The 25,351-nt window shown below is 74.3% G+C and carries 9 protein-coding genes; 1 reads left to right on the top strand and 8 read right to left on the bottom strand.

The genetic code is table 11. The features are described from left to right. Nucleotides 1-105 precede the first annotated feature (105 nt). Nucleotides 106-600: a hypothetical protein gene (locus PT931_RS09395; protein WP_456245312.1), complete on the top strand. Its 495-nt coding sequence runs from the start codon at nt 106-108 to the stop codon at nt 598-600. Here PT931_RS09395 and PT931_RS09390 read toward each other — a convergent pair. The 8 genes from PT931_RS09390 to PT931_RS09355 are packed head-to-tail and all read right to left on the bottom strand — an operon-like array spanning nt 597 to nt 24,712. Beyond that, nucleotides 597-1,598 carry a TauD/TfdA family dioxygenase gene (locus PT931_RS09390; protein ID WP_456245311.1) on the bottom strand — a complete coding sequence of 334 codons (1,002 nt, stop codon included), beginning with the start codon at nt 1,596-1,598 and terminating at the stop codon, nt 597-599. The genes PT931_RS09395 and PT931_RS09390 overlap by 4 nt on opposite strands. Then, complete coding sequence (locus PT931_RS09385) at nt 1,595-3,946, bottom strand: non-ribosomal peptide synthetase (protein ID WP_456245310.1); 2,352 nt, start codon at nt 3,944-3,946, stop codon at nt 1,595-1,597. Before PT931_RS09385 ends, PT931_RS09390 begins: the two co-directional genes overlap by 4 nt. Next, complete coding sequence (locus PT931_RS09380) at nt 3,943-9,432, bottom strand: amino acid adenylation domain-containing protein (protein ID WP_456245309.1); 5,490 nt, start codon at nt 9,430-9,432, stop codon at nt 3,943-3,945. Before PT931_RS09380 ends, PT931_RS09385 begins: the two co-directional genes overlap by 4 nt. Next, on the bottom strand, nt 9,429-11,051 hold the full coding sequence (locus PT931_RS09375) for a condensation domain-containing protein (RefSeq protein WP_456245308.1): 1,623 nt from the start codon (nt 11,049-11,051) through the stop codon (nt 9,429-9,431). The genes PT931_RS09380 and PT931_RS09375 overlap by 4 nt, the downstream gene beginning before the upstream one ends. After that, nucleotides 11,051-11,245: an MbtH family protein gene (locus tag PT931_RS09370; RefSeq protein ID WP_456245307.1), complete on the bottom strand. Its 195-nt coding sequence runs from the start codon at nt 11,243-11,245 to the stop codon at nt 11,051-11,053. Before PT931_RS09370 ends, PT931_RS09375 begins: the two co-directional genes overlap by 1 nt. Beyond that, on the bottom strand, nt 11,245-16,692 hold the full coding sequence (locus PT931_RS09365) for an SDR family NAD(P)-dependent oxidoreductase (RefSeq protein WP_456245306.1): 5,448 nt from the start codon (nt 16,690-16,692) through the stop codon (nt 11,245-11,247). The genes PT931_RS09370 and PT931_RS09365 overlap by 1 nt, the downstream gene beginning before the upstream one ends. Then, nucleotides 16,689-21,584 (bottom strand): amino acid adenylation domain-containing protein, encoded by a 4,896-nt coding sequence (locus tag PT931_RS09360; protein WP_456245305.1) that lies wholly within the window; start codon nt 21,582-21,584, stop codon nt 16,689-16,691. Before PT931_RS09360 ends, PT931_RS09365 begins: the two co-directional genes overlap by 4 nt. Beyond that, the gene (locus tag PT931_RS09355) at nt 21,581-24,712 is read right to left on the bottom strand and encodes a thioesterase domain-containing protein (RefSeq protein ID WP_456245304.1); all 3,132 of its coding nucleotides are present in this window, start codon (nt 24,710-24,712) and stop codon (nt 21,581-21,583) included. The genes PT931_RS09360 and PT931_RS09355 overlap by 4 nt, the downstream gene beginning before the upstream one ends. Nucleotides 24,713-25,351 lie beyond the last annotated feature (639 nt).

The raw sequence follows: 25,351 nt of genomic DNA, 5'->3' as shown, positions 1-25,351 counted from the left end.
CAACTGCCCTCCAACGTAGGAGAAGAGCCGGGGCGCGGGGCCGTGGACCGCGAGATCAGCTATGCGCGTTGGTATGCCGCCCGGCTATGGATCAGGATGGGCGGCATGAGTGACGAGGCGCAGATGTGGATCACGGCCGTACCCGCGTTCGGGCCCGAGGACGTGGGCGTCCTGCTCGGCGTCGACATCGAGGCCGACGACCCGGGCCAGCGGATGGTCGCCGCGCTGCTCGACCGGGGCCACGAGGGCGAGGAGGGCGTGTTCTACCTGCTCCCCGACGACCTGACGGCCCACTACGACCGGCGGGGCGACCGGCTCGTGGTCCGGCTGCTGGCCTCCGTCGAGGTCATCGACCAGGTCAGGTCGGGGCGCGACGAGGCCTTCGCGTCGTCCGTGGCGGATCTGTGGCACGCGGAGCTGTTCCTCGACCGGGTCACGCTGGTCCGCCGGGAGCTGGCGTCGGACTTCGAACCCGGGGCCGGGCCGGACGGGAGGCAGGCGGTGCTGCTGGTCGACACCGCCGGCCCGGCGACGTTGCCGGCGGTGTTCGGGGCGTTCGAGGAGGGCGAGGCCGCCTTCACGGTCGTCAACGCCCTCTAGGAGCCTTCGACGGGTACGGGGTCCGCCGGGGCGACCAGGATCTCCCGAGGGCCCTGGAACGGCGCCCGCCCGTGCGCGGTGAGGATGTTGTCCACGAGCAGCAGGTCACCGACCCGCCACGCTACCCGCACCGTCACCGCGTCGTACGCGTCGAGGATGCTCTGCCACTCCGCGGCCGTCAGCTCCGTGCCGTCGCCGAGCGCCGTGTTGAACGGGATCCCGCCGGGCCCGAACGACGACAGCAGCACCTTGCGTTCGACCTCGTCGATGCTCCACTGGCTGAAGAACGCGGCGTCGTTGTACCAGCATTCCTCGCCCGTGACCGGGTGCGGGACGACGGCCGGCCGGTGCTGGGTGGTGTGCAGGGAACCGTCGGCGCGCCACGCGGCGGCCATCCGCTGGTCGGCGGCGTACGCGGCCAGGGACTCCGGGTCGGTGAACCCGAACGCGGTGCTCCACGGCAGGCCGATGTAGGGGCGGAAGTTGCGTTCGAGTCGCCAGCCGTGGGCGCGGAACCGGGCCAGCAGGTCGGCGGGGAGTGCGCCGAGCATGGCGCGGGTGTCGCCGAGGAGCGTCTCGCCGCCGGTGGTGGGCTCGGCGGCGCAGGACATCAGGAGGACGCGGGGGGCGCGTACCCCGAAGGACTGTTCGTGGTGCAGGCACATCTCGCGGTCGGCGCCCCACTCCGGCGCGGAGCTGACCCCGCCGCCCAGGTCGGTGGTGGGGGCGAACCGTTCCTGGCCGGTGGCCTCGGCCAGGCCGAGGGCGTCACGGACCAGAGCCAGATCGAGGGGGGTACGCACGTCCAGGCCCCGCACCAGCACCGCACCGGTCCGCGCCAGCGCCCCGGTGAGGGCCGGCCCGTGCTGCCGGAGCCAGGCGGCACGAGCCCCGCTGCGGTCCACTGAGGACCCCGCGAGCAGTGACCCTGTCGACCCGGAGCCGGAGGTCGGTTCCGCGCCGTCGAACCCGGTCGCCTCGAACGTCTGCACGGTCACAGCCCCGCCTCCTTGTCCACGATCGCCGCCAGCTCCCCGAGTACCGGGTGCGCCAGCAGCTGCGGCAGTGTGATCAGCCCGTCGAGTTCGGCCACCATCCGCAGCGCCGACAACGACGCCCCGCCGACCTCGAAGAAGTGCGCGTCCGCGCCGATCCGGTCGACCGGCACGTCGAGCGCGACCGCCCAGGCGGCGGCCAGGCGTTCCTCGGTGGCGGTGCGCGGGGCGGCCCCGGCGGTGGTGCCCGGGGCCGTCCCGGCGGCGGACGGGCCGGTCAGGGTCTGCGCGTGGGCGGTCAGCGCCCGCTTGTCGACCTTGCCGTTGGGGTTGAGGGGGAGCCGGTCGACGGCGACCAGCTGGTACGGGACCGAGGAGGCGGGTAGGGCCGCCCGCAGGTGGGCGCGCAGGTCGGTGTCGGTGAGGCCGTCGCCGGTCTCGTAGAAGGCGACCAGGCTCTTGCCGACGCCGGGCATGGGGGTGACGATGACGGCGGCGGCGAGTACCCGGGGATGGTCGAGGATCCGGGCCTCCACCTCGCCGAGTTCGATCCGGATCCCGTTGACCTTGACCTGTTCGTCGCGCCGGCCGTGGAACTCGACGGAGCCGGTGGGCAGCCAGCGGCCGAAGTCGCCGGTGCGGTAGATCCGCTCGCCGGGGCGGAACGGGTCCTCGCCGAACGCCAGGGCGGTGCGCTCCGGGTCGTTGACGTACCCGCGTCCGACGCACACCCCGGAGACGACGATCTCGCCCGGGGTGCCCAGGGGGACGAGGCGGTCGTCGGGGTCGAGGATGTAGAGGACGACGTTGGTGACGGGGCGGCCGACGGGGGTGAGTTCGCCGGCCGGTACCCCGGACATGATCTCGTGGTTGGTGTCGTCGGACGCCTCGGTGGCCCCGTACGCGTTGACGAGGCGGATGTCGGGGAACCGGGCGAACCAGCGGGTGACGAGGGTCCGGTTCAGGGCCTCGCCGGTCGCGCTGACGAACCGGACGCCGCCGAGGTCCACGTCGGGGGAGTCCTCGGCGATCCGGAGCAGGACGTCCAGATAGGACGGTACGACCTGCACGACGGTCGCGCCGCTGGCCGCCACCGTGGCCAGGAAGCCGCGCACGTCGAGGATCTCGTCGCGGGTGGCGATCAGGGTGCTGCCGCCCAGCATCAGGGGCGCGATCAGCTGCCACAGCGAGATGTCGAACGTCTGCTGCGCCTTCTGCACGACCCGGCTGTCGGCGTCCAGCTCGAAGTCCGCGATCTTCGCTACCAGGTGGTTGATCATGCCGTGGTGGGTGCACATCGCACCCTTGGGCCGCCCGGTGGACCCGGACGTGAAGTAGATGTACGCCAGCTGGTCGAGCCCGACCGCCACCCCCGGGTCGGTGGCGGGGTGCCCGGCGTCGAGGAGGTCGGCGATGGCCAGCGCCACGACGCCCGGCTCCGCGAGGGCTTCGGCGAGCCCGGCGTACTCCGGCGTCCCGGCCACGTCGGGTTCGGTCAGCACGATCCGGCACCCGCTCTGCTCGCGGACCGTGGTGACCCGGGGCGCCGGGTATCCAGGCTCGGTCGGCAGGTAGGCGCCGCCCGCCTTGAGGATGCCGATGATCGCGGCCAGCCAGTGCGGGGTGCGCTCGGTCGCCGTCATCACCACCTCCTCCCGCGCCAGGCCGTGCGCCAGGAGCGCGTGCGCGATCTGGTTGGCGGCGCCGTCCAGCCAGGCATAGGAGTAGGACACCCCGGAGTGCACGACCGCGACCCTTTCCGGGTGTACGGCGGCGCGCCGGGCGAACAGTTCGTGGAACCGTCCGGTGGGCAGTTCCCGGACCTCGCCGCCGCGTTCGTGCAGCTGGTGGTGCCGTTCGGCGGCCGAGAGCAGGTCGGTGTCCTCCACCGGGGCGTCCGGGGAGGCGACGAGGGCCGCGAGGGCCGTCGCGACGTAGCCGGCGATCCGTTCCGCGTGGGCCGGGTCGGCGATCCGCAGGTCGTGCCGGACCACCAGGCTGTCGCCGTCGAGGTCCACGGTGAGCGGCACGCCGGGCGCGGCCCCGAACGCGAGGTCGACGGCGCCCTCGTCACCCGACGGGGCGCGCACCTCGTCGACCAGGTGCCGCCAGGTCACCCCCCGGGTGGTGGCCGACACGGCGCCGCGGTCCCCGTACCCGATGAGGATGTCGGTTTCGGCGGCCAGCACCCCGGCGACCCGGGCCAGGGCGGCCAGTCCCAGCACGGACGCCGGCACCCCGAACCGTGCGGCGGCGGCCGACACCCCCTCGGGCGCCGGCACCCGCACCGTCCCGTGCCCGTCGGCGGGCGCGGCGGTCCAGGACGGGAGCCTGGTCAGGGCCTCGCTCATACCAGTGCCTTCTCTCGGGGGGCCGGCGCGGCGGTGTCGCGGGCGGCGAGCACCTGGGCGCCGATCAGGTCGTCGGGCAGCGAGTCGGGCATCTCGATGTCGAGCCGGGCGAGCCGCCGGACGGTCAGCCCGAGCAGCGCGTTGACCGTCATCAGGATGCCGAAGACCACGAACGCCAGTCCGATGCCCCGCCCGGGTCCGGTGCCGAGCACCTGCCCGAACGTGGACGCCAGGCTGCCGTCCGGGGCCATCAGCGGCTCCAGCAGGCCGGTGGCCGGCACCAGGACCAGGAATCCGACGGGCAGCGTGGACCAGGTCAGGGTCTGGTTGAGGGCCAGCACCCGGCCGTGGTACCGCTGCGGCATCTTGACCTGGATGACCGTCACGTAGATGCCGTTGGCGATGGCCAGGAACAGGCCGGTGCCGAACGCGCCGACCATGATCACGAGTAGGTTCCCGCTCAGGCCGGTCAGCGCCACGAACAGGCCGGACGCGGCGATCACCAGCAGGTTGCCGACCATCCGACGGGCCCGGGGGCCGCCCCAGATCGTCATGGCCAGGCTGCCGATCACGGCGCCGAGGCCCTCGGCGAACGCGGCCCGGCCGACGTCCCCGGCCGTGCCGTGCGCGAGCACCAGGGGCGGTACCAGCAGCACGGGGGCGGCGTAGAGCAGGTTGCTGAAGCCGTGCACCAGGATGGAGGCCCTGAAGCCCGGCGCGCCCCAGTACAGGCGCAGGCCGCCGAGGACCTGCTCGCCGAAGGTCTCCTTGCGGATCCGGCCCATCAGGTTCGGGAACTTGACGGCGGCGAGCACGCTGAGCGCGAAGACGTAGCTGACCACGTCGAGGATCAGGATGCCGCGCAGGCCGATCGCGGCGAGCAGGCCGGCCGCCATCAGGGGCACGAACAGCATCGCCGTGCCGTTGATCAGCTGGGCGACCCCGTTGGCGTGTCCGAGGAACCGCTTCGGGACCAGCTGCGGGATCGAGGCGGAGAACGCGATCCGCTGGAACGTGCCGGCGAAGGAGACCACCAGCACGACGGCGTACACGGCCGCGACCGGTGGATCGCCGCGCAGCAGCAGGACGGCGAAGAGGAACTCGACGGAACCGGCCGCGAGTCCGGCCGCCATCATCAGCTTCCGCCGGTCGTACCGGTCGGCCAGCGCCCCCGCGATCGGGGTGGCCAGCAGGATCGGCAGCACCACGGTCACGCCGGAGATGCCGATCGACAGCAGGGAACCGGTGGTGACATACAGCCAGATCGGGATCGCCCAGGCCGTCAACAGCGAACCCGTGACCGAGACCAGCTGGCCCAGGGAGACCATGGTGAACTTGCTCATCGTCGGCTCGACGGGCGCGCCCAGGTCGGCGGCCTGGCCGGCCCGGGACACCGCCGACAGCCACCAGCGCCGGGCCGGCGTACCCGGCTCGGACACCGGCGGGGTGAGCTGCGCGGACTCCGCCGGCAGGTCCAGGTGCGTCCGCGTGATGATCTCCACGACGTCCTCGGCCCGGTACCGCAGGAAGAAGTGCCCGGCCTCGTCCAGCACCACCACCGCGACGGTGTCGGTGAGGAACCGCCACTCGCGGTACCGCTCCTGGTAGTAGTCGGTGATCGGGTCGCGCTCGCCGACCACGGAGATGATCGGGGCCCTGAGCTTCACGGGGTCGGTGGCCATCAGGGCGGTGAAGTGCGCCTCGGCGTTCTTGCCGTCGCTGCGCATGTTGCTGATGATCCGGTCGGCCTGCACCGGGTCCAGCTCGTCCATGTCCACGCCCATGGACTTGAGCCAGTTCGTGTAGTTCCGGTTGCCGGCCAGGTCCTCCAGCCAGGTGTTGAACCTGGTCAGCAGGCCGGTCGGCTTCGCGAACGGGAACACCCCGCCGACGTAGACGGCCTCCACCTCGCGGCCGGCGGCCTCGATCAGGCGGGCCATCTCCACGATCAGCGCGCCGCCCACCCCGCAGTGGCCGTAGAGCACCAGCGGGCCGCGGACGCGTTCGAGCACCTCGTCGGCGCACCGGCGGGCCAGCTCGTCGAACGGCAGCGAGTCCTCGTCCAGGCCGACGTCGTGGCCGGGGATCGCCACGGACAGCAGCGCGTGGCCGGCGGGCAGGGCCGAGGCGACGGTCTGGTAGACCACCGCCGAGCCGCCGCCGTAGGGCACGCAGACGTACGTGCGCTCCGGGCTCGGGTTCGGCTTCGTCAGCTCGTACAGCAGCCGCCGGGGACCGGAGTCCGCCTCCCCGCTGAGCAGGGCCGCGAGCGCCCGGACCGTCGGGTTCTGGAACAGGTCCATCACGCCGACCCGGACGTCCGTGCCCTGGGTGAGCGGCCGGAGCCGGGCCGCGACCTGGGTGAGCAGCAGCGAGTGCCCGCCGAGCGCGAAGAAGTCGTCGTCGATGCCGACCCGTTCGACGCCGAGGACGTCGCACCAGATGCCGGCGACGGTGGTCTCGACCTCGGTGCGCGGCGCGACGAACTCCTTGTCGGAGACCGTGGCCACCTCGGGCAGCGGGAGCCGGGCCCGGTCGAGCTTGCCGTTGGGGGACAGCGGCAGTGCGGGCAGCCGGACGAACGCCGACGGCACCATGTAGTCGGGCAGCCGCAGCAGCAGGTCCGCGCGCAGGGCGGCGGCGTCGGGCTCGGCGTCGGTGACCAGGTACGCGACGATCCGCTTGTCGCCCGGGTGCACCTCGACCACGGCCACGGTGACGTCCCGGGTGTCGGCGCGCTCGCGGAGCACCATCTCGATCTCGCCGAGTTCGATCCGCAGGCCGCGCAGCTTGACCTGCCCGTCGGCCCGGCCGAGGAACTCGACCTGCCCGTCGGGCCGCCAGCGGGCCAGGTCGCCGGTCGCGTAGAGCCGGGTGCCGGGCGCCCCGAACGGGTCGGGGACGAACCGTTCGGCGGTCAGGGCCGGCCGGCGGTGGTAGCCGCGGGCGACCTGGACCCCGCCGATGTGCAGTTGGCCGACGGCCCCGACGGGTACCTCGCGCAGGTGCTCGTCGAGGATGTGCACCCGGGTGTTGGCGATCGGCGCGCCGATCGGTACCCGGGTCCGGCCGGCGAGAGCCCCGGGGGCGCAGTGCCAGGCGGTCACGTCGATCGCGGCCTCGGTCGGCCCGTACAGGTTGTGCAGGCTCACCCAGGGCAGCACCTCCGTGCACCGCCGGGCGAGCTCGACGGGCAGCTCCTCGCCGCTGCACACGATCCGGCGCAGGGCCGCGCACCGGGCGGCGGCGGCAGCGGGGTCCTCGGCCGCGTCGATGTCGGCGAGGAACGCGGTCAGCATCGACGGTACGAAGTGGACGGTCGTGACGCCGTGCTCGCCGACCGCCTCGCGCAGGTACGCCGGGTCGCGGTGCCCGCCCGGCGCGGCCATGGCCAGCCGCGCGCCGGTGGTCAGCGGCCAGAAGAACTCCCACACCGACACGTCGAAGCCGGCCGGGGTCTTCTGCAGCACGGTGTCGTCCGCGCCGAGCCCGAACTCCGCCTGCATCCAGTCGAGCCGGTTGAGCACGCCCCGGTGCGCGTTGACGACGCCCTTGGGCCGCCCGGTCGAGCCGGAGGTGTAGATCAGGTACGCGGCCGCGTCCGTGGGCACGACGACGTCCACGGCGTGCTCGGGCCCGTCGGTCTCCTCGTCGAGCCGCAGGTGGGTGACGCCGTCGCCGGCCACCCGGGCGGCGAGCGCGTCCCCGGCGAGCAGCAGTCCGCAGCCGGAGTCGGCGAGCATGTACCGCAGCCGGTCGTCCGGGTACTCCGGATCCAGCGGCAGGTACGCCGCCCCCGCCTTGAGGATGCCGAGCAGGCCGACGACGAGCCGCGCGCTGCGGTCCGCGCCGATCCCGACCAGGGTCTCCGGACCGGCTCCCAGGGCGACGAGCCGGTGCGCGACCCGGTTGGACGCCCGGTCCAGTTCCGCGTAGGTCAGGGATCCGCCCGCGTCGGTCACGGCCACCGCGTCGGGGGCGCGCCGGGCCTGCTCGGCGAACCGCGCCGGCAGCGAGGAGTCCGGCAGGGCCGGTACCTCCGTGGCGTTCCAGCCGCGCAGCAGGTCGCGCTCGCCCGCGTCGAGGAGTGCCAGCTCGGAGACCGGCGCGTCGGGCCGGGCCACCAAGTCGGCGAGCAGCGTGCCGAACGACCCGGCGAGCCGGGCCACCGTGTCGGCGCCGAACAGCGCGGTGTTGTAGACGAACCGGCACTGCAGGCCGCCGCCCTCGACCGGGTACGCGTGCAGCTCCAGGTCGAACCGGGTCGCGGGCAGCTCGACCGGCCGCCAGGACAGGTCGGGGGAGTCCGGGTCGGTCGGCGGGGTGTAGTTCTGGAGCACCAGCATGGCCTGGAACAGTGCCGAGCGGCTCACGTCGCGGACCAGGTGCAGCTCGCTGATGACCTGCTCGAACGGCACGTCCTGGTGCGCGAGCGCGTCGAGGACCCCGTCGCGGGTCCGGTCCAGCAGCGCGCCCACCGTGGGGTCGCCGCTGAGGTCCGCGCGCAGCGGCAGCATGTTGACGAACATGCCCACCACGTCGTCGAGGTCGGGGCGCGACCGGCCGGCCACGGGGGAGCCGATCGCGAAGTCGTGCTGACCGGAGTACCGGCCGAGCAGGGTCTGGTACCCGGCGAGCAGGGCCATGAACAGGGTCGCCCGGTGCGCCTGGCCCAACTCGGTCAGCGCCGTGACCAACGGGCCCTCGAGGCGGAAGTGGTGCGAGGCCCCGTCGAAGGACTGGGTCGGCGGCCGGGGCGCGTCGGTCGGCAGCTCCAGCGCGGGCACGGCGGCGAGTTGCTGCAGCCAGTAGTCGAGGTGGCGGCGGACCCCGGGCCCGGCCATCTGCTCGCGCTGCCAGGCCGCGAAGTCGCCGTAGCCGACCGGGGTGCGCCGGGTGGTGGGGACGCCGGACCGGAGCCCCTCGTAGGTACCCGACAGGTCGGCCAGCAGGGTGTCGTTGGACCAGCCGTCGGTGACGATGTGGTGCAGGTCGACCAGCAGCAGGTACTTCTCGCCCCCGGCCACCCGCCACACCGCGGCACGCATCAGCGGCCCGGTGGCCAGGTCGAACGGCCGCAGCGCGGCGAGCGCCATCTCGGCCTCGGCGGTGGCCACGTCGGCCACGTCGTGCACCGGCAGCTCCACGTCCGACGGCGGGTCCACGACCACGGTCGGCCTGCCGTCGGAGGTCGCGGGGAACCGCATCCGCAGGCTCTCGTGCCGGGCCCGGACCTGGGTCAGCGCGGCGGCGAGCAGCACCAGGTCCAGGTCGGACCCGAACCGCACCAGCAGCGGGGACCCGTAGGCCGCCGTGCCGGGCGCGAACTGCTCCATGAACCAGACCCGCTCCTGCGCGTACGACAGCGGCGGGGCGTCCCCGTCCGGCCGGCGCGGGATGCCCGACTCGGTCGGCGCGGCCCGGCGGCGCAGCCGGGCCTCCATCGCGGCCCGTTTCGGATCGGCCACGCTCTCCACGGCGGTCATGGCGTCCCCTCGGGTGCGTTCTCGGTGTCGTCCAGTTCCTGCAGCAGCACCTTCTCGACCTGCGCGGCGACTCCGGCCACGGTGGTGTCGACGAAGAACGCCTGGATCGGCAGGTCGATCTCGATCGCGGCGCTGATCCGCGCGATCACCCGCAGGGCGAGCAGCGAGTGCCCGCCGAGCGTGAAGAAGTTGTCCAGCGCGCTGATCCGGGGCACGCCCAGGACCTCGGACCAGACCTCGGCGACCAGTTCCTCGGCGGCGGTGCGGGGCGCGACGAACTCGGCCGCCACCTCGACGGCCTCCGCGCTCTCCGGCGCGGGAGCGGGCGCGACACCAGCATCGAATGTGGACAGTCGCGCCGTCGGGTCGGCGAGGACGGCGGACAGCACCCGCAGGTACCCGTCGACCATGGTCCGCGCGTCGGACTCGGTGAACACGTCCGTGCTGTACTCCAGCCGGCCCCGGTCCACGCAGATCTCCAGCAGCAGGTCGTCCTCCGCCGCCGTCGCCCGACCGCTGAAGCCCAGGTCGACGTAGTTGAAGCCGAGCTGGTAGACCGGCGGCACCCCGGGGAGGCGGTGCGCGCCGACCAGCTCGACCAGCTTCTGGAACGGCATGTCCTGGTGGTCCCAGACGCTGAGCTGCCGGTCGCGGACCCGCGACACCAGCTCCGTGAACGTCGGGTCGCCGGACACGTCGATCCGGGACACCGCCAGGTTGACGAACATGCCGATCAGCGCCCGGGTCTCGGGCATCTCCCGGCCCGCGACCAGCACGCCGACGACCACGTCGGTCGCGCGGGACAGCTGGTGCACCAGCGCCGCGTACCCGGCCAGCATCACCATGAACGGGGTCGCCCCGCACCGCTGCGCCAGCCCCGGCACGCCCTCGACGATGTCGTCGGTGAGCCCGAACCGGATCTCCGACCCGGCGTAGCTGCGCTCGGCCGGGCGGACCCGGCTCGCGGGCAGGGTGTGCACGGCGGGCAGGCCGGCGAGTTCCCGGCTCCAGAACGCGTTGAGTTCGGCGAGCCGGCCGGCCGCCATCCCGTCGCGCTGCCACACCGCGTGGTCGGCGTACTGGACCGCCAGCTCCGGCAGCACCGGCGCGCGGCCCTCGACCGCCGCCGCGCACAGCTCGAGCAGCTCGGCCTTCAGGTTCCGGATGGCCTCGAGGTCGAACAGCGTGTGGTGCGCGACGACCAGGAACACCCAGTCGGCGGCCCCGCGCCGGGCGAGCGTGCCCCGCCACAGCGGCGGGTCCACGAGGGACAGTTCCGCGCCGTCCATGCCGGCGAGCAGCGCCCGGATCCGGGCGTCGGCCTCGGCGGCCGGGAGCGCGGACAGGTCGAGCTGGTCCACGGGCAGGGCGATGTCCGGGTGCACGACCTGCATCAGGACGCCGTCGTCGATCCGGAACGAGGTGCGCATCGTCTCGTGCCGCTCGCACACCGCGCGCAGCACGTCGCCGAGCTGCTCGTACGACAAAGCGTAGGGCAGCTCGATCTCGCCGACCACGTGGTACAGCGGCACGTCCCGCGCGAGCTGGCTGGCGAACCAGACCCGCTCCTGCGCGTAGGACGCCGGCACCACGAAGACGTCAGTCACCGTCTCGGTCATCACGCACCCGCCATCGTCCGGCGCAGGCTGAGCGGACGCAGGTCGGTCCACTCCGCCTCGATCCGGGCCAGGCACTCCTCCCGGGTACCGGTGAACCCGGTCGCGTGCCAGCCGGCCGGCAGTTCCCTGCCCTCGGCCCACACGGAGTACTGCTCCTCGTCGTTGCGGACGACCGCGTAACGTGTCCCGCTCATCACTGCCCCCTCGCCGTTGTGGTGGTCGTGTTCTGGCCGGCGCGCGGCCTCGGTAGCCTCGGGATGCTCGTCTCGGCCGCCGGCGCCGCCGCCTGGGGCGCGTCGCGCAGGCCCTGGACGACGAGTGCCATCCCGGCCACGGTCGCCGTCTCGAACAGGCTGCGCATCGGCAGCTTGACGCCGACCGTCTTGCGGATCTGCGAGATGAGCTGCACCGCGACCAGGGAGTTCCCGCCGAGTTCGAAGAAGTCGTCGTCCGCGCCGACCGCGTCGATGCCGAGGACGTCGCGCCAGACCCCGGCCAGGGTGGTCTCCAGTTCGGTGCGCGGCGCGACGTACCCCTCGCGGTGGGTCGTGTCGAGCGCCACCGGTTCCAGGTCGCCGGCCACGGCCTCCTGGGTGAGGCCCGCGACGCCCGCGAAGACCTGGGCCAGCGGCTGTGCGGTGATCACCACCTGCCGACCGAGGTCCCGGCCGAGCAGCCTGCGGAACGCCTCGGTCCCGTCGGCCAGGCCGATCCCGGTCGCGGTGGAGGCCACCGGACCGGGGCGGTGGCCGGCGGCGTGCGCGCCCTGGCGCACGGTGTCGGTCATCGCCGCGGTGTCGATCCGGCGCAGCACGAAGTCGCTGATCGCCACGAGTTCGCGGCCGTCGGCGTCGTACAGCGACAGGTCGGCGGACACGATCTCCCCGCCGCCGCCGGGCCGGTACCGCAGGTGGCTGTAGAGCCCGGCCGGCAGGGCCGCGCGGACCACCAGCCGGCCGTAGCCCATCGGCAGGTACTGGCCCTCGGCCGTCAACCCGAACGAGGTGGCCTCGTCCAGCAGGGCCGGGTGCAGCACCCACCGGGCCAGGTCGGCCGCCGCCGCCCCGGGCAGCTCCAGCACCGCGAACTGCTCGTCCTGGCCCACCTCGACCCGGCGCAGGCTCCGCCAGTGCGCGCCGAACGTGAGCAGCCCGGAGCCGGAACGCTCGCCCCCGGCGCCGATGTCGTGCGCGGCGAGCTGGCAGCGGGCCCGGACGGCCGCGAGGTCCACGACCGGGGCCGGACCGGGATCGACCCAGCCGGCGGTCCCGCGCACGTGGGTCTCGCTGGCGCCGGCGCTCACGCTGGTCACCTCGAAGTCCCAGCCGTCGTCGCCGTCGGTGAACGCGACCCGCACCTCGGCCCCGCTGCCGTCGGCGACCGCCATCGGCCGGACGAAGACGACGTCGCGCAGCTCGACGGCCTGGCCGGGCTCGCCGGGGCGGGCCGCCGCGAAGGCCGCGCGGACGTTCTCCAGGTGGCCGGTGCCCGGCATCACCGGTACCCCGGAGATGCGGTGTTCGTCGAGCACCCAGTGCGTGTCGGGCGCGACCACGCCGCCGCACCACGGCAGCGCCGCGCCGTCGGAGGCGTGCCGGGCGGTGATCACCGGGTGGTCGACCATGGCGACCCGGTCGCCGCGTTGCAGGGCCCGGAACCCGGCGGGCGCGGCCACCTCGGCGGCCATCCCGACCTCGAGCCAGCCGCCCCAGTTGAGCGCGGTGACCCGGGCGTCCCAGCCGTGCGCGCCCCGGGCGTAGGAGTCCAGGAAGCTGTTGGCCGCGCAGTAGTCGACCTGACCGAAGCCGCCGGTCACCGCCGTGACGGAGGAGAACAGGGCGACGAAGTCCAGGGTCAGGTCGCCGAACGCGCCGTGCAGGGCGAGTGTGCCCCGCACCTTGGGGGCCAGCACCGCCTCCGCTGCGGCCCGCTCCTTGACCTCGGCCATGCCCCCGCCGGGGACGCCGGCCGCGTGCACGATCCCGTCGAGCCGCCCGTACGCGGCCAGGGTCTTCTCCCGCACCGCCCGCAGGTCGGCCACGTCGGTCACGTCGGCGGCGAGCACCAGCACCTCCGCGCCGGCCTGCCGCATCCGGCGCACCGCCGCGATGGCCCGGCCGGACCGGTCGGAGACGCCGTGCACGGCCAGGTGCCGGTCCCACTCCTCCTCCGGGGGCAGCGGCGAGCGGGCCAGCAGCACCAGCCGGGCCCGGACCCGCTGGGCGAGGTCCTCGGCGAGGGTGATGCCGAGGCCGCCGAGCCCGCCGGTGACCAGGTAGACGCCCTCCTCGCGGAGTCCGGTGCCGCCGGCCGGCACGGTGACCGGCCGGTAGTCCGGGGTCCAGCGGTGCCCGCCGCGCAGCGCGACCGCCCCGGCCAGCTCGCGGAGCAGTTCGGCCACCAGGTCGGCCGGCCGGGTGGATCCGGCGATGTCGAGGTGGCGCACCGTCACGGCCGGGTACTCCAGCGGCACGACCTTCGCGATGCCCGCCACGGTGGCGTGCTCCGGCCGGGTGGCGTCCTCGCCGGTCACGTCCTGCGTTCCGGTGGTCACGATGTCCAGGTGCGCGGTGAGCTGGGCGGCGGCCACGGACTGCACCAGGTGCAGCAGGCTGAAGAAGCCCAGGTCCTGGGCCCGCCAGGCGCTGTCGGGGTCCCCGCCGGACGGCTCGCCGGCCAGTGCCCAGGCGTGCACCACCCGGGACGGGAGGCCGCCGGAACCGGCGAGGTCGGCGAGCAGCAGGTCGTAGTCGTGCGGCTCGGCCGGGCGGAGCGCGTACCCGTCGGACTCGTGGGTGAAGGTGTCTCCCGGGCGGACCCGGACGACGTCCACCCCGGCGGCGCGCAGCCCGTCCGCGACGGTGGTGCCCTCGTCGAACACCAGGCACCGTTCGAACACCGCACCCGGCTCCGTCGGTGGTTCCTGCCGCCACACCGGGACCGTGAACCACTCGTCCACGGGGCGCGGACCGGACGCCGCGGTCGCGGTCGCGGTGAGGTCGGCCACGGTCGGCTCGATCCAGTGCCGCTTGCGCTCGTACGGGTACGGCACCAGCGGCACCCGCCGGCCGCGGTCCCCGAACGTCTCCCCGTCCAGCGCGACCCCGCACGCCCACAGCTGGCCGGCCGTCGCGTACAGCGTCTCCAGGTCGCTCTTCGGCTCCCCGGGCGCGGGCAGGCTCGCCAGCGGCGCGACGGCGCCCCGGGCCAGGTGCATCCGGGCGAGCCCGGCCAGCTGGCGGCCCGGCCCGCACTCCACGAGCAGCCAGTCCCCGTCGGACAGCAGCCGCTGGACGCAGTCGCCGAACCGGACGGCTTCGCGCAGGTGCCGGGCCCAGTACGACGGGTCGGTCGCGTCCCCGGGGCTGATCCAGTCCCCGGTCAGGTTGGACAGGAACGCGCCCTGCGGGGCCCGGCGCTCCACGGCCTCCACCAGCTGGTGGAACTCGGCCAGGATCGGCTCCATCATGGGCGAGTGGAAGGCGTGCGAGGTACGCAGCGCCTTGTGCCCGACCCCGTCGGCGTCGAGCCGGGCCGCGAACTCCTCGACCAGCGGCGTCGGGCCGGCCACCACGCAGGCCGCCGGCCCGTTGACCGTGGCCACGGACAGCCCCTCGGGCAGCCGGCCGACCAGCTCGGCCTCGTCGAGGCGCACCGCGAGCATCGCGCCGGCCGGCATCGACTGCATCAGCCGGCCCCGCGCGGCGACCAGGCGCAGCGCGTCGGCGAGGTGGAACACCCCGGCGAGCGTCGCGGCCACGTACTCGCCGATCGAGTGGCCGATCATGCCGGCCGGGGTCACGCCCCACGACGCCCAGAGCCGGGCCAGCGAGTACTCCACGACGAACAGCGCCGGCTGGGTCACCTCGGTCTCGTTCAGCCGCGCGGCGTCCCCGTCCCCGGACAGCAGCAGGTCCCGCAGTTCACGGCCGAGATCCCCGCCGAGGACCTGGAGGCACTCGTCCACGGAGCGGCGGAACACCGGCTCGGTCCGGTACAGCTGCGCGCCCATCCCCACGTACTGCGCGCCCTGGCCGGAGAACAGGAACGCCACCCGGTGCGCCTGCACCGGCCCGGTCGTGGTCAGCCGGCGCTTGCGGTCCCCGAGTGCCTTCGCCGCGTCGGCGGTGTCGGCGGCGGTCACGGCGAGCCGGTGCGGCAGGTCGCGGCGGCCGACCCGCAGGGTGTGCGCCACGTCGGCCAGGTCCAGCTCCGGGTGCGCCGCCAGGTGCTCGGCGAGCCGCTCGGTGAGCGTCGTGAGCGCGGTGGCGGTCCGCGCCGACACCTGCACCAGCTGGGTCGGCCGGGCGGACCGGTCGCGCTCCTCGGCCGCGGGGGCCTCCTCCAGGACCGCGTGCGCGTTGGTCCCGCCGATCCCGAACGAGCTGACCCCGGCCCGGCGCGGGCCGTCCGGCTGCCACCGGGCGAGCGCCGCGTTGACGTAGAACGGGCTGGTGTCCAGGGCGAGCTTCGGGTTGGGCCGCTCGAAGTGCAGGCTCGGCGGGATCATGCCGTGCTCGATGGACAGCACCGTCTTGATGATCCCGGCGATGCCGGCGACCGGACCCAGGTGGCCGATGTTCGTCTTCACCGAGCCCAGCCCGCACCAGCCGATGTCGTCGGTGTCCTGGGAGAACACGCTCGACAGGGCGCTGACCTCGATCGGGTCGCCCAGCGCGGTGGCCGTGCCGTGCGCCTCGACGTAGGTGATGGTGCGCGGGTCCACGCCCGCGACCCCGAGCGCCTGGGCGACGACGACGGCCTGGCCCTCCATGCTGGGCGCGGAGAAGCTGACCTTGTGCGCGCCGTCGTTGTTGACCGCGCTGCCCCGCACGACGGCCCGGATGTGGTCGCCGTCGGCCAGCGCGTCGGACAGCCGCTTGAGGAGGACCGCGCCGCCGCCGCTGCCCCACAGGGTGCCGGTGGCCGAGGCGTCGAACGTCCGGGTCCGGCCGTCGGCGGAGATGATGCCGCCCTCGGAGTGCTGGAAGCCGATCCCGTGCGGCAGTTCGATGGACGCGCCGCCGGTCAGCGCCATGTCGCACTCGCCGTTGCGCAGCGCCTCGGAGGCGATGTGGAACGCGACCAGGGTGGTCGAGCACGCCGTGTGCAGGGTCAGGCTCGGGCCGCGCAGGCCCAGGTTGTGCGACACGTGGGTGGCGAGGTAGTCGGGGTGGGTGCCGGTCAGGATCGACAGGCTGCCGGCCGAGCCCATCACGGCCGGGTTGCGGCGGATGTTGCGCCACTGGTACTCGTCGGCGCCGACGCCGCCGTACACGCCGATCTCGCCCGGGTAGCGGGCCGGGTCGTAGCCGGCGTCCTCCAGCGCGGCGTGCGCGAGCTCCAGGAACAGCCGGTGCTGCGGGTCACGCAGTTCCGCCTCGCGCCGGGAGATCCCGAACAGCTGGGCGTCGAAGCTCTCCATCTCGTCGAGGACCAGGGCGGCGGGCACGAAGCCGGGGTCGCTGACCTCGTCCTCGGGCGCGCCCATGGCCCGCTGCTCGTCGAGGGTGTAGTCCCGGGTGGAGTCGACGCCCTCCACGAGGTTGCGCCAGAACTGCGCGAGGGAGCCGGCCCCGGGGAGGCGGCAGGCCATCCCGATCACGGCGATGGGTTCCACTACTGCTTCGTCGTCGTTCATGCGTCACGGCCCTTCTCGTCCGCGGCCGCTCGGACCGTGGTTGTGCGGCGGGTACGGTCACGGCGCGCGGCCACACGGTGTGCGGCGCGGTCGAGTCCCGGGGTGCGGGTGGTGCCGTCCAGGTGGGCGCCCAGCGCCCGGATGTTGGGGTGCCGGAACAGGTCGAGGATGTCCACGTCGCGTTCCAGCAGCGCGGACAGCCGGGCCTGCACGGCGGCGATGGCCAGCGAGTGGCCGCCGATCTCGAAGAAGTTGTCGCCGGTACCGACCCGGGGCAGCCCCAGCACCTCGCACCACGTACCGGCGATCAGCCGTTCGGTGTCCGTGGCCGGGGTGTCGGCCCCGCCGCCCGTGGGCCGGGTGCTGGGCCGGGGGAGCGCGGCGCGGTCCACCTTGCCGTTCGGGGTGAGCGGCAGGGCGGGCAGCAGGGTCAGGGTGGCCGGGACCGCGTGCCCGGGCAGCAGGGTGCCCAGGTGGGCGCGCAGGCCCTCGACGGTCAGGCCCGCGGCGGGCACCGCGTACCCGCGCAGGACCGTCTCGCCCTGGTCGGTCTCGGCGAACACGGTGGCGGTGCGCACGTCCGGGTGGGCCAGCAGGGCGGCCTCGACCTCGCCGAGTTCGAGCCGGAAGCCCCGGATCTTGACCTGGTCGTCGCCGCGCCCGGCGAGCAGCACGTCGCCGTCGGGCAGGTAGCGGCCCAGGTCCCCGGTGCGGTACTCCGCCCCGTCGGCCGAGAACCGGTCCCGGCTCCGGGCGACGTCCAGGACGCCGTCGGTCGCGTAGCCCTCGGCGAGGTACCGGCTGCGGATCACGACCTCGCCGAGTTCCCCGACGCCGGCCGGTTGCCCGGCGGGGCCGAGGACCAGCAGCTGCGCGCCGTCGACGCCCCGGCCGACCGGTACCGGTCCGGTGGCCGGGTGGTCCGTGCCGACCGGGTGGTGCGCCTGGGCCTGCGGGGTCTCCGTGGTGCCGTACAGGTTCACGATCCGCGCGCCGGGGGCGAACCGGCGCAGCCGGGCCACGTCGGCGTACCCGAGCTGGTCGCCGCCGCACGCCACGAGGCGCAGCGCCGGGGCCGACCCGCCGGGGACGGCCGCCAGGACCCGGGCCAGCGGCGGGGTCAGGTGCGCCACGGTGACGCCCTCGGCCGCGAGCCACCCGGCGAGGCGCACCGGGTCGCGGGGCAGGTCCCCGGGCGGCACGTGCAGGGTGGCGCCCAGCGCCAGCGGCACGAACACGTCGCGGAGCAGCGGGTCGTGCGCCACCCCGGCGAGGAGCGCGAACCGGTCGTCGGGACCCAGACCGAACTGCGACGGGTACCAGTCGAGGAAGTGCGCCAGGGGCCGCTCGCCGGCCAGGACGGCCTTCGGTTCGCCGGTGGTGCCGGAGGTGAAGGAGAGGTAGCCGCGTCCGGAGGCGGTGTCCTCCGTGGCCGCGGGCACCCCGGCGGGCACGGTCAGCACCGGCAGCCCGCCCAGCTCGGCCGGCACGGCCGCCCCCGGGCACACCAGCAGCGCCCCGCACCCGGCCGCCCGGACCTGGGCGGCCAGCCGGGCCGGCGGCAGGGTGGCGTCGAGCACGGCCCACCGGGCGCCGCTGGCCAGTACCCCGAGCAGGAGTCCTGGAAGTTCGACGTGTCTGCGGGCCAGCACGCCGACCGCCCGCCCGGCCCCGATCCCGGCGCCCGCGACGGCGGCGGTGGTCCGGTGGCGCAGGTCGACGAGCTGGCCGTAGGTGAGGGTGCCGCCCTCGCCGGTGACCGCGGTCGCGTCCGGTCGCGCGGCGGCGACGGCCTCGATCCGCTCGACCACCCCGGGGCCGTCCCAGTCCCCGAGGGGCTCGGCGGGGTCGGGCAGGACCGATCCGGGGGTACGCAGCGACGCCGCCCCCACCGCTGCCCCCGGCGCGCCGACCAGGTCCCCGACCAGCCGGGTGTACCCGTCGAGCAGCGCCCCGATCCGCTCCGGGCGGTACAGGTCGGGGTTGTACACGGCCTGCAGGTCCCAGCCGTCGGCGTTCTCCGACAGGTACAGGGTCAGGTCGAACAGCGAGCCGGGCAGCCCGGCGGGCACCGGCTCGGCGGCGATCCCGGGCAGCTCCAGCCGGGGCTGGGCGAAGTTGTACATGTTGAACAGGACCTGCACGAGCGGGTTGCGGGTCAGGTCGCGCTCGACGCCCAGCGTGGTGACGACCCGTTCGAGGGGGGTCGCCGACCGGGCCAGCGCGGCGGTCAGGGCCTCGGCGCAGGTCCGCACGTGCTCGGCGAAGTCGGCGGTGTCGTCCACGGCGAGCCGGAGCGGCACGGTGTCGACACAGAAGCCGATCATCGGTTCGAAGGCCGGGTGGCCACGGTCGGCGACCGGTACCCCGATGATCAGGTCCTTCTGCCCGGTGAGGCGGCGCAGCAGCTGGGCGAAGCCGGCCAGCAGCACCACGTACGGGGTGGTGCCGAGCCGGGCGGCCAGGTCCCGGACCGCCCCGGCGGCGTCGAGGCCGGCCCGCGCGCTCGCGCCCCGGAACGTCTGCACGGCCGGCCGGGGCTTGTCGCGGGGCAGGTCGAGGACCGTGGGCGCGCCGCGCAGCCGGTCCGTCCACCAGGCGAGTTCGTCGTCGGAGCGTTCGCGTTCGGCCTGCCAGGCCACGTAGTCGGCGAAGGTGGCCGGCAACGCGGGGAGGCCGGGGGAGGTTCCGGCGAGCTCGGCGGCGTACGCGGTGGCCAGGTCCCGGTACAGCAGGTCCTGGGACCAGCCGTCGAACACCGTGTGGTGCACGGTGAGCGCGAGCAGGTACTCGTCGGCGGCGAGCCGGAGCAGCCGGACCCGCCACAGCGCGTCCCCGGCCAGGTCGAACCGCCGCTGGGCCTGCCGTTGCAGCCACCGTTCGGGGTCCTGGTCCTCGTCGACCGGCACGGTCACGGGGAGCCCCGCGGGGTCCACCACGACATAGGGCGCCCCGGCCGTGTCGGGGAACCGCCAGCGCAGCACCTCGTGCCGGGCGGCGACGGCACCCAGGGCCCGGCCCAACGCGGCGGGGTCCACCGGCCCGCGCAGCCGCTCGGCGAACGCGATGTTGTACGCGGGGGTGTCCCCGGCGAGCCTCTCCACGAACCACACCCGGCGCTGGGCGCCCGACATGGCCGGCACCTGGCCGGGTCGCACCGGCAGCTCCACGTGCCCGGCGGCCTTCTCGGCCCGGTCCGCGAGCCCGCCGAGGGTGCGGCCGAGGAAGACGTCCTCCACGGTGACGGCCCGGCCCGGGTCGGCGCGGACCGCCTCGACCAGGCGCATCGCCAGCAGCGAGTGCCCGCCGTGGGCGAAGAAGTCGTCGTCGAGGCCGGGGGAGGAGACGCCGAGGACCCGGGACCAGGCACGGGAGACGGCGTGTTCGAGGGGGGTGGCGGGGGCGCGGCGTCCGGCGTCCGGAGCGGCCTGGTGCAGCCCCCGCAGCGAGGCCATGTCCACCTTGCCGGAACTGTTCAACGGCAGCGCCCCGAGCCGCACCACCCGGGTGGGCACCATGTACCCCGGCAGCAGGTCGGCGCAGTACTCCCGCAGCGCGCCCAGATCCGGCGCGCCGTCCGGCGTCAGGTACGCCACCAGCTCCGGCAGCCCCGATACCCCGACCGCCACATCGGTGACCGCCTGCGCGACGTCGGCGTGCCCGCGCAGCACGGCCTCGATCTCGCCGAGTTCGACCCGCTGGCCGGCGACCTTGACCTGCCGGTCGAGGCGTCCCAGGTGGACGATGCCGTGTTCGGGGGTGCGGACCACCCGGTCACCGGTCCGGTACAGCCGGGCCCCGGGGACGTCCCCGAACGGGTCGGGCACGAACTTCTCCGCGGTCAGCCCGGGGCGGCCGAGGTAGCCGCGCACCACGTGCGGGCCGCCGATGACCAGCTCGCCGGGTACGCCGTCGGCGCAGGGCACCAGATCCTCGTCGAGCACGTACGCGGCGCACTCGGGCAGCGGGTACCCGATCGGTGGGGTGGTCTCCCACACCCCGGTCACCTCGGTGCCGACGACGATGCAGGAACACTCGGTCGGCCCGTACCAGTTGAAGAACCGCCTGCCGGGCGGAGCGGACCACCGGGCCACCTGGTCGGGCCCGGGGGACTCGCCGGCCGTCAGGGCGTCGCGCAGGTCGGGCAGCCGCTCCGGGTGCAGCAGCGGCAGCAGGGCCGGGGGCAGCACGCCCCAGGTCACCCGGTGCTCCTCCAGGAACCGCTGCAACCGGGTCGCGTCGATCCGGTCCGCCTCGGGCACGAACGCGATGGAGCCGCCGCGCGACAGCGGCGGGTAGAAGTCGAGCACGGAGACGTCGAAGCCGAGCGCGGCGAACCCGACGCTGCGGCAGTCGGCGTCCAGGGCGAATTTCTCCGCCGTCGAGGTGGCGAACCGCACGGCGTTGCGGTGCTCGACCACGACGCCCTTCGGCTGCCCGCTGGACCCCGAGGTGTACATGACGTAGGCCGCGTTGTCGGGGCCCGCCGGGCAGGCCGGCACCTCGGCGAGCGCGTCGGGCACCCGCAGCAGCGTCAGCCCGCTGTCGGCGAGCGCGGCGGCCCCGGCGTCGTCGACCACCGCGACGGTCACGCCCGCGTCGGAGATCATCAGGGCGCGCCGCTCCGCCGGGTGCGCCGGATCGAGCGGCACGTACGCCCCGCCCGCGAGCTGCACGCCGAGGACGGCGCTGAGCACGCCGGGTACCCGCCGGCCGCACACGCCGACCCGGACCTCGGGGCCGACGCCGTGTTCCCGCAGGACCGCGGCGAGCGCGGCGGCCCGCCCGACCAGTTCCCGGTAGGTCACGACCGCGTCCCACTGCCGGACGGCCACCGCGTCGGGGGTCCGGGCCGCCTGGTCGGTGACCAGGTCGCACAGCAGGCCGGTCACAGGAACCGCCCGGTGGCGGCGGGCTCCGGGTCGCACACCTGGACCCGGATCTCGGAGAAGTACCGCTGGCCGGCGGCGTCGGGTACCCACGCCTCGCCGGGGGTGGGCAGCATCTCGGTGATCGTCACCCGCACGTCGTCGCCGTCGCTGAGCCGGGCGGCGCGGAGCATCGAGCAGAAGATGGTCGCGTACACCGGGCTGCCCAGGTCCACGTAGCACGGCTTGGTCTCGGTGGCGATGGAGACGAACACGGTCTCCGGCAGCCCGGCCGCGGCCCGCCAGCGCCGGACGGCCAGGAACTGGGCCTGTTCGCCCTTCACGTCGGCCAGGCCGGTGCCGCCGATCGTGGTCCGCCAGGTCTCGCGGGCCAGCACCATCCGGTCCACGGTGATCCGGGGCGTGTGCCCGGTGGCCGCGACCAGCTTGAACGCGCCCTGGGTGTGGATGCCGATCAGCTCGGCGAACATCTCGATCAGCGGCCAGCTCTCGCCCCGGCCGTGCACGACCAGCTCGCCGTCCTCGTCGGACACGGTCAGCGCCGTGACGGGGATCAGCCGGTCGGGGTCCGCGCCCGGGCCGGGCAGGATGCCCAGCTGGAAGTCGGTGTCGTTGTCCAGGCCGCCGGCCAGCCGGGCCGTGTAGCGGGGCCAGTCCAGCGGGTACAGCGGCAGCACCCGGCCGGGGCCGACGTCGGCGAGGGTGGCGGCGCGCAGCTCCTCGACCTCGTCCGAGCCGACCAGGAACAGGCCGGCGTCCAGGGTCGCCCACGCGGCGTGCAGCTCGCCCAGGACCAGGCTGAACTCGCCCCGGGCCAGGGCCTCGACGCTGGTGGCGCACAGGTGCAGGTCGGGGCTGTGCACCCGGGCGGCGGCCCAGGCGGGGCGGTCGGCGGGGAACACCTCGGCGACCGGTCCGGCCAGGTCCGCGCTGGTCAGGGCCACGGTCCGGGTGTCGTCGCCGAACCGGTCCAGCCGGAACAGCTCCGACCAGCGCCGGGTGAACTCCGCGGCGACATCGTCCACGGGGCGCTCGCCCCGGCCGAAGAAGATGCCCTGCGCCAGGTACCAGAGCTGGCCGAACGGCACGTCCGGGGTGCCCAGGTCGCGGGCCAGCTCGTCGTAGAAGTCGCGCAGCACGGCCAGGTACGCCTCCGCCGTCGCCACGGTCAGCCAGCGCGCGGCCTGCAACAGCACCCCGAACGGGCCGGCCATCGCCTCCAGCACGGCCCCGCCGATCCCGGCCTCCAGGTCGCGCACGCACTCCTCGACCACGAGGGTCCGGCCGGCGTACATCTGCCCGGCCCGGCGCTCGGCCTCCTGGCCGGTCAGCTCGACGAAGATCTCATTCAGCGCGGCCAGCGCCGCCTGCACCGCGTGCGGGTCGCCGCCGGCCGCCTCGATGGCGTCGCGGCCGGCCCGCAGCCGGGCCAGCCCGTCCAGTGCATTGTCCCGCAGGTCCGGTTCGCCGATCCCCGCGAGGCGTTCGGCCAGCACGTCCTCGGCGTTCATCCGCATCGGCAGGTCGACGTCCCACCGCACCAGGCCGCGCTCCGCGAGCAGACCGAGCAGGATCAGAGCGTCTTCCGGGGTACGCAACGGCGAGCCCTCCGCCGCGACGGCCGCCCGGGCCACCTCGATCGCGGGCCGCCACCCGTCGCACGCCGCCAGCAGCACCGCCTCGGCGGGGGACAGCGGCAGCGGCGCCTGGGCGACCCGGACCAGCTGGCGCCCGTCCAGCGTCAACTGGGGCGAGACGGACGGCGCCAGCCACCGCCGGGCGCGCGGGTCGGCGGTGACGGCCTCGGCGAACGCGGACAGGGCCCAGTGCTCGAAGAACACCCGGCGCGCGCGGACCAGCCCGGGGCCGGGGGTCGCGGTCACGTTCGGGCCCTGCGGGTCGAGGTCGATCCACGAGGTCGGGCCGAAGAAGCCGACGGTCTCGTTCTTGGAGCAGTACCGCTGCCAGTACTGGGCGACCATCTCCTCGCGCTGGCGGCGCTTGGAGTTGCGCGGCGCGACCGGGCCCTGGTTCGCGATGCCGTCGAGGGCGTACAGGGCGTTGCGGTTCTGCCAGGTCACCGCCTCGCGGAACAGCGGGTCGGTGGCGATGGCCCAGATCTCGGCGCTGACCTGGGCGGCGGCGGACTCGTACGCCTTGGCGTACCCGTCGGCGTCGAGCAGGCCGTCGAGGTGCGCGTCGGCGGCCTGGGCCAGGTCGGCGGCGGTGAGCCGGTTGAGGCCGTCGGCGGGGAAGCCGGTGGTGCGCAGCAGCGCCTGCCGCCAGACGGTCCAGTCGGTGCCGGGCAGGGGGACGTGGTGCGGGGCGGGACCGGGGCGAGGGGGAGCGGCCCGGCGGGTCGGGGACTTCGCCGCCGAGCCGTCGACCGCCCCGAGCAGGTCCGCGCTGATCAGCTCGACGACCCGGGCCATGTCCGCGTTGAGGAAGAAGTGGTCGCCGGGCAGGGTGTGCAGCCGGAACCCCGCACCGGTGTGCCGGTCCCAGCCGGCCATCAGCTCCGGCGGGACCGAGCGGTCGGCACCGCCGGCGAACCCGACGACGGGCACCGCCAACGGCTCCTCGTCCTCGTACCGGTACCCGTCGATCCAGGCGAAGTCGGCACGCAGGACGGGGAGCAGCATCTCGCGCAGTTCGGGCACGTCGAGCACGCCGACGGGGGTGCCGCCGAGCTCCTCCAGCCCCCGGACGAACGCGTCGTCGGGCAGGTCGGCGATCCGCGCGATCGGCTCGACGAGGTCCGGCGGCCGGGACGCGCCCACGTAGAACCGCTCCGGGAGGCGCGCGCCGGTCCGGCGCAGGCACCGGATGACCTCGAAGCCGAGCCGGGCGCCCATGCTGTGCCCGTAGATCGCGTACGGCCGGTCGGCGCGGCCCGCGATGGCTGCGGCGACCAGCTCGGGGGCGAACTCCGCGGGCTCGGCGAGCCGGCTCTCGCGCCCCGGCAGCTGGACGGGCTGCACGTCGACGGCGGCGGGGAACGCCCCGCGCCAGGCCCGGAACGCCCCCGCCCCGCCCCCCGCGTACGGCAGGCAGAACAGCAGCACGTCGGCGTCGGGGCGGGTGGCCGCGACGAAGGTTCCGCCGGCGTTCCCGGTGGGGGACACGGTCATCGCGTGCTCCCCGGGACGTGACAGGACGGTGACGAAATACGGCCGGATCCGGCCGTGGACTGCCTAGGGCGCATGGGTGAGCATTCCAAATTGTCACTCGGGGGAATCCGGTAGACGGGTCGCGACATCGACCGGAAAGGGCGGGTGGCAGGAAGGCTATTTGAGTCGAGTCGATTGTGGAATGGCCCGGGTGGCCTGAGACGTCTCAGGCGAAGTGTGGATAGCGCAGTGTGAGAACGGATCGATCACGTATAGCTCCGGTCAAAATCGACGCATCCGTCGGGTGACGTAAACGGCCTAATAGGAGTAACACTGGCGAGTTATGAAGATCGATCACTACGTTCGGTCATCGCGTCTGTCATATAGATGACACTAGAAATGGTGTTGTTCCCGCCTTTGCCCAGCATCGATGTCTTCGACGGGCACGATGGGTGACCGAAGCCTCGCCTGATGGGGGAATTGCGCAGGCCGTGCGGCGCGTCGTCCATTCCGGATACGGGTGGAATGCAGACACGCCCAAATACGCATTTAGATCGGTAGTGGTACCCGGTGCGGCCGGGAAGCGCGCGAGTATCCGCGCCGGGGGCTTCCGTTGAAACGGATTCCCGGTCCTATGATCACAGTGGACTCCCTCCCCCA

It is taken from the genome of Longispora urticae (genome assembly GCF_053902585.1).
The sequence above is the reverse complement of the archived record's forward strand: the minus strand, read 5'-3'. Positions and strand labels throughout refer to the sequence as shown.

Coding starts and splice junctions, on each gene's coding strand:
- PT931_RS09395 (WP_456245312.1), top strand. CDS start 106: ATGAGTGACGAGGCGCAGATGTGGATCACGGCCGTACCCGCGTTCGGG.
- PT931_RS09355 (WP_456245304.1), bottom strand. CDS start 24,712: ATGACCGTGTCCCCCACCGGGAACGCCGGCGGAACCTTCGTCGCGGCC.
- PT931_RS09385 (WP_456245310.1), bottom strand. CDS start 3,946: ATGAGCGAGGCCCTGACCAGGCTCCCGTCCTGGACCGCCGCGCCCGCC.
- PT931_RS09370 (WP_456245307.1), bottom strand. CDS start 11,245: ATGAGCGGGACACGTTACGCGGTCGTCCGCAACGACGAGGAGCAGTAC.
- PT931_RS09375 (WP_456245308.1), bottom strand. CDS start 11,051: ATGACCGAGACGGTGACTGACGTCTTCGTGGTGCCGGCGTCCTACGCG.
- PT931_RS09380 (WP_456245309.1), bottom strand. CDS start 9,432: ATGACCGCCGTGGAGAGCGTGGCCGATCCGAAACGGGCCGCGATGGAG.
- PT931_RS09365 (WP_456245306.1), bottom strand. CDS start 16,692: ATGAACGACGACGAAGCAGTAGTGGAACCCATCGCCGTGATCGGGATG.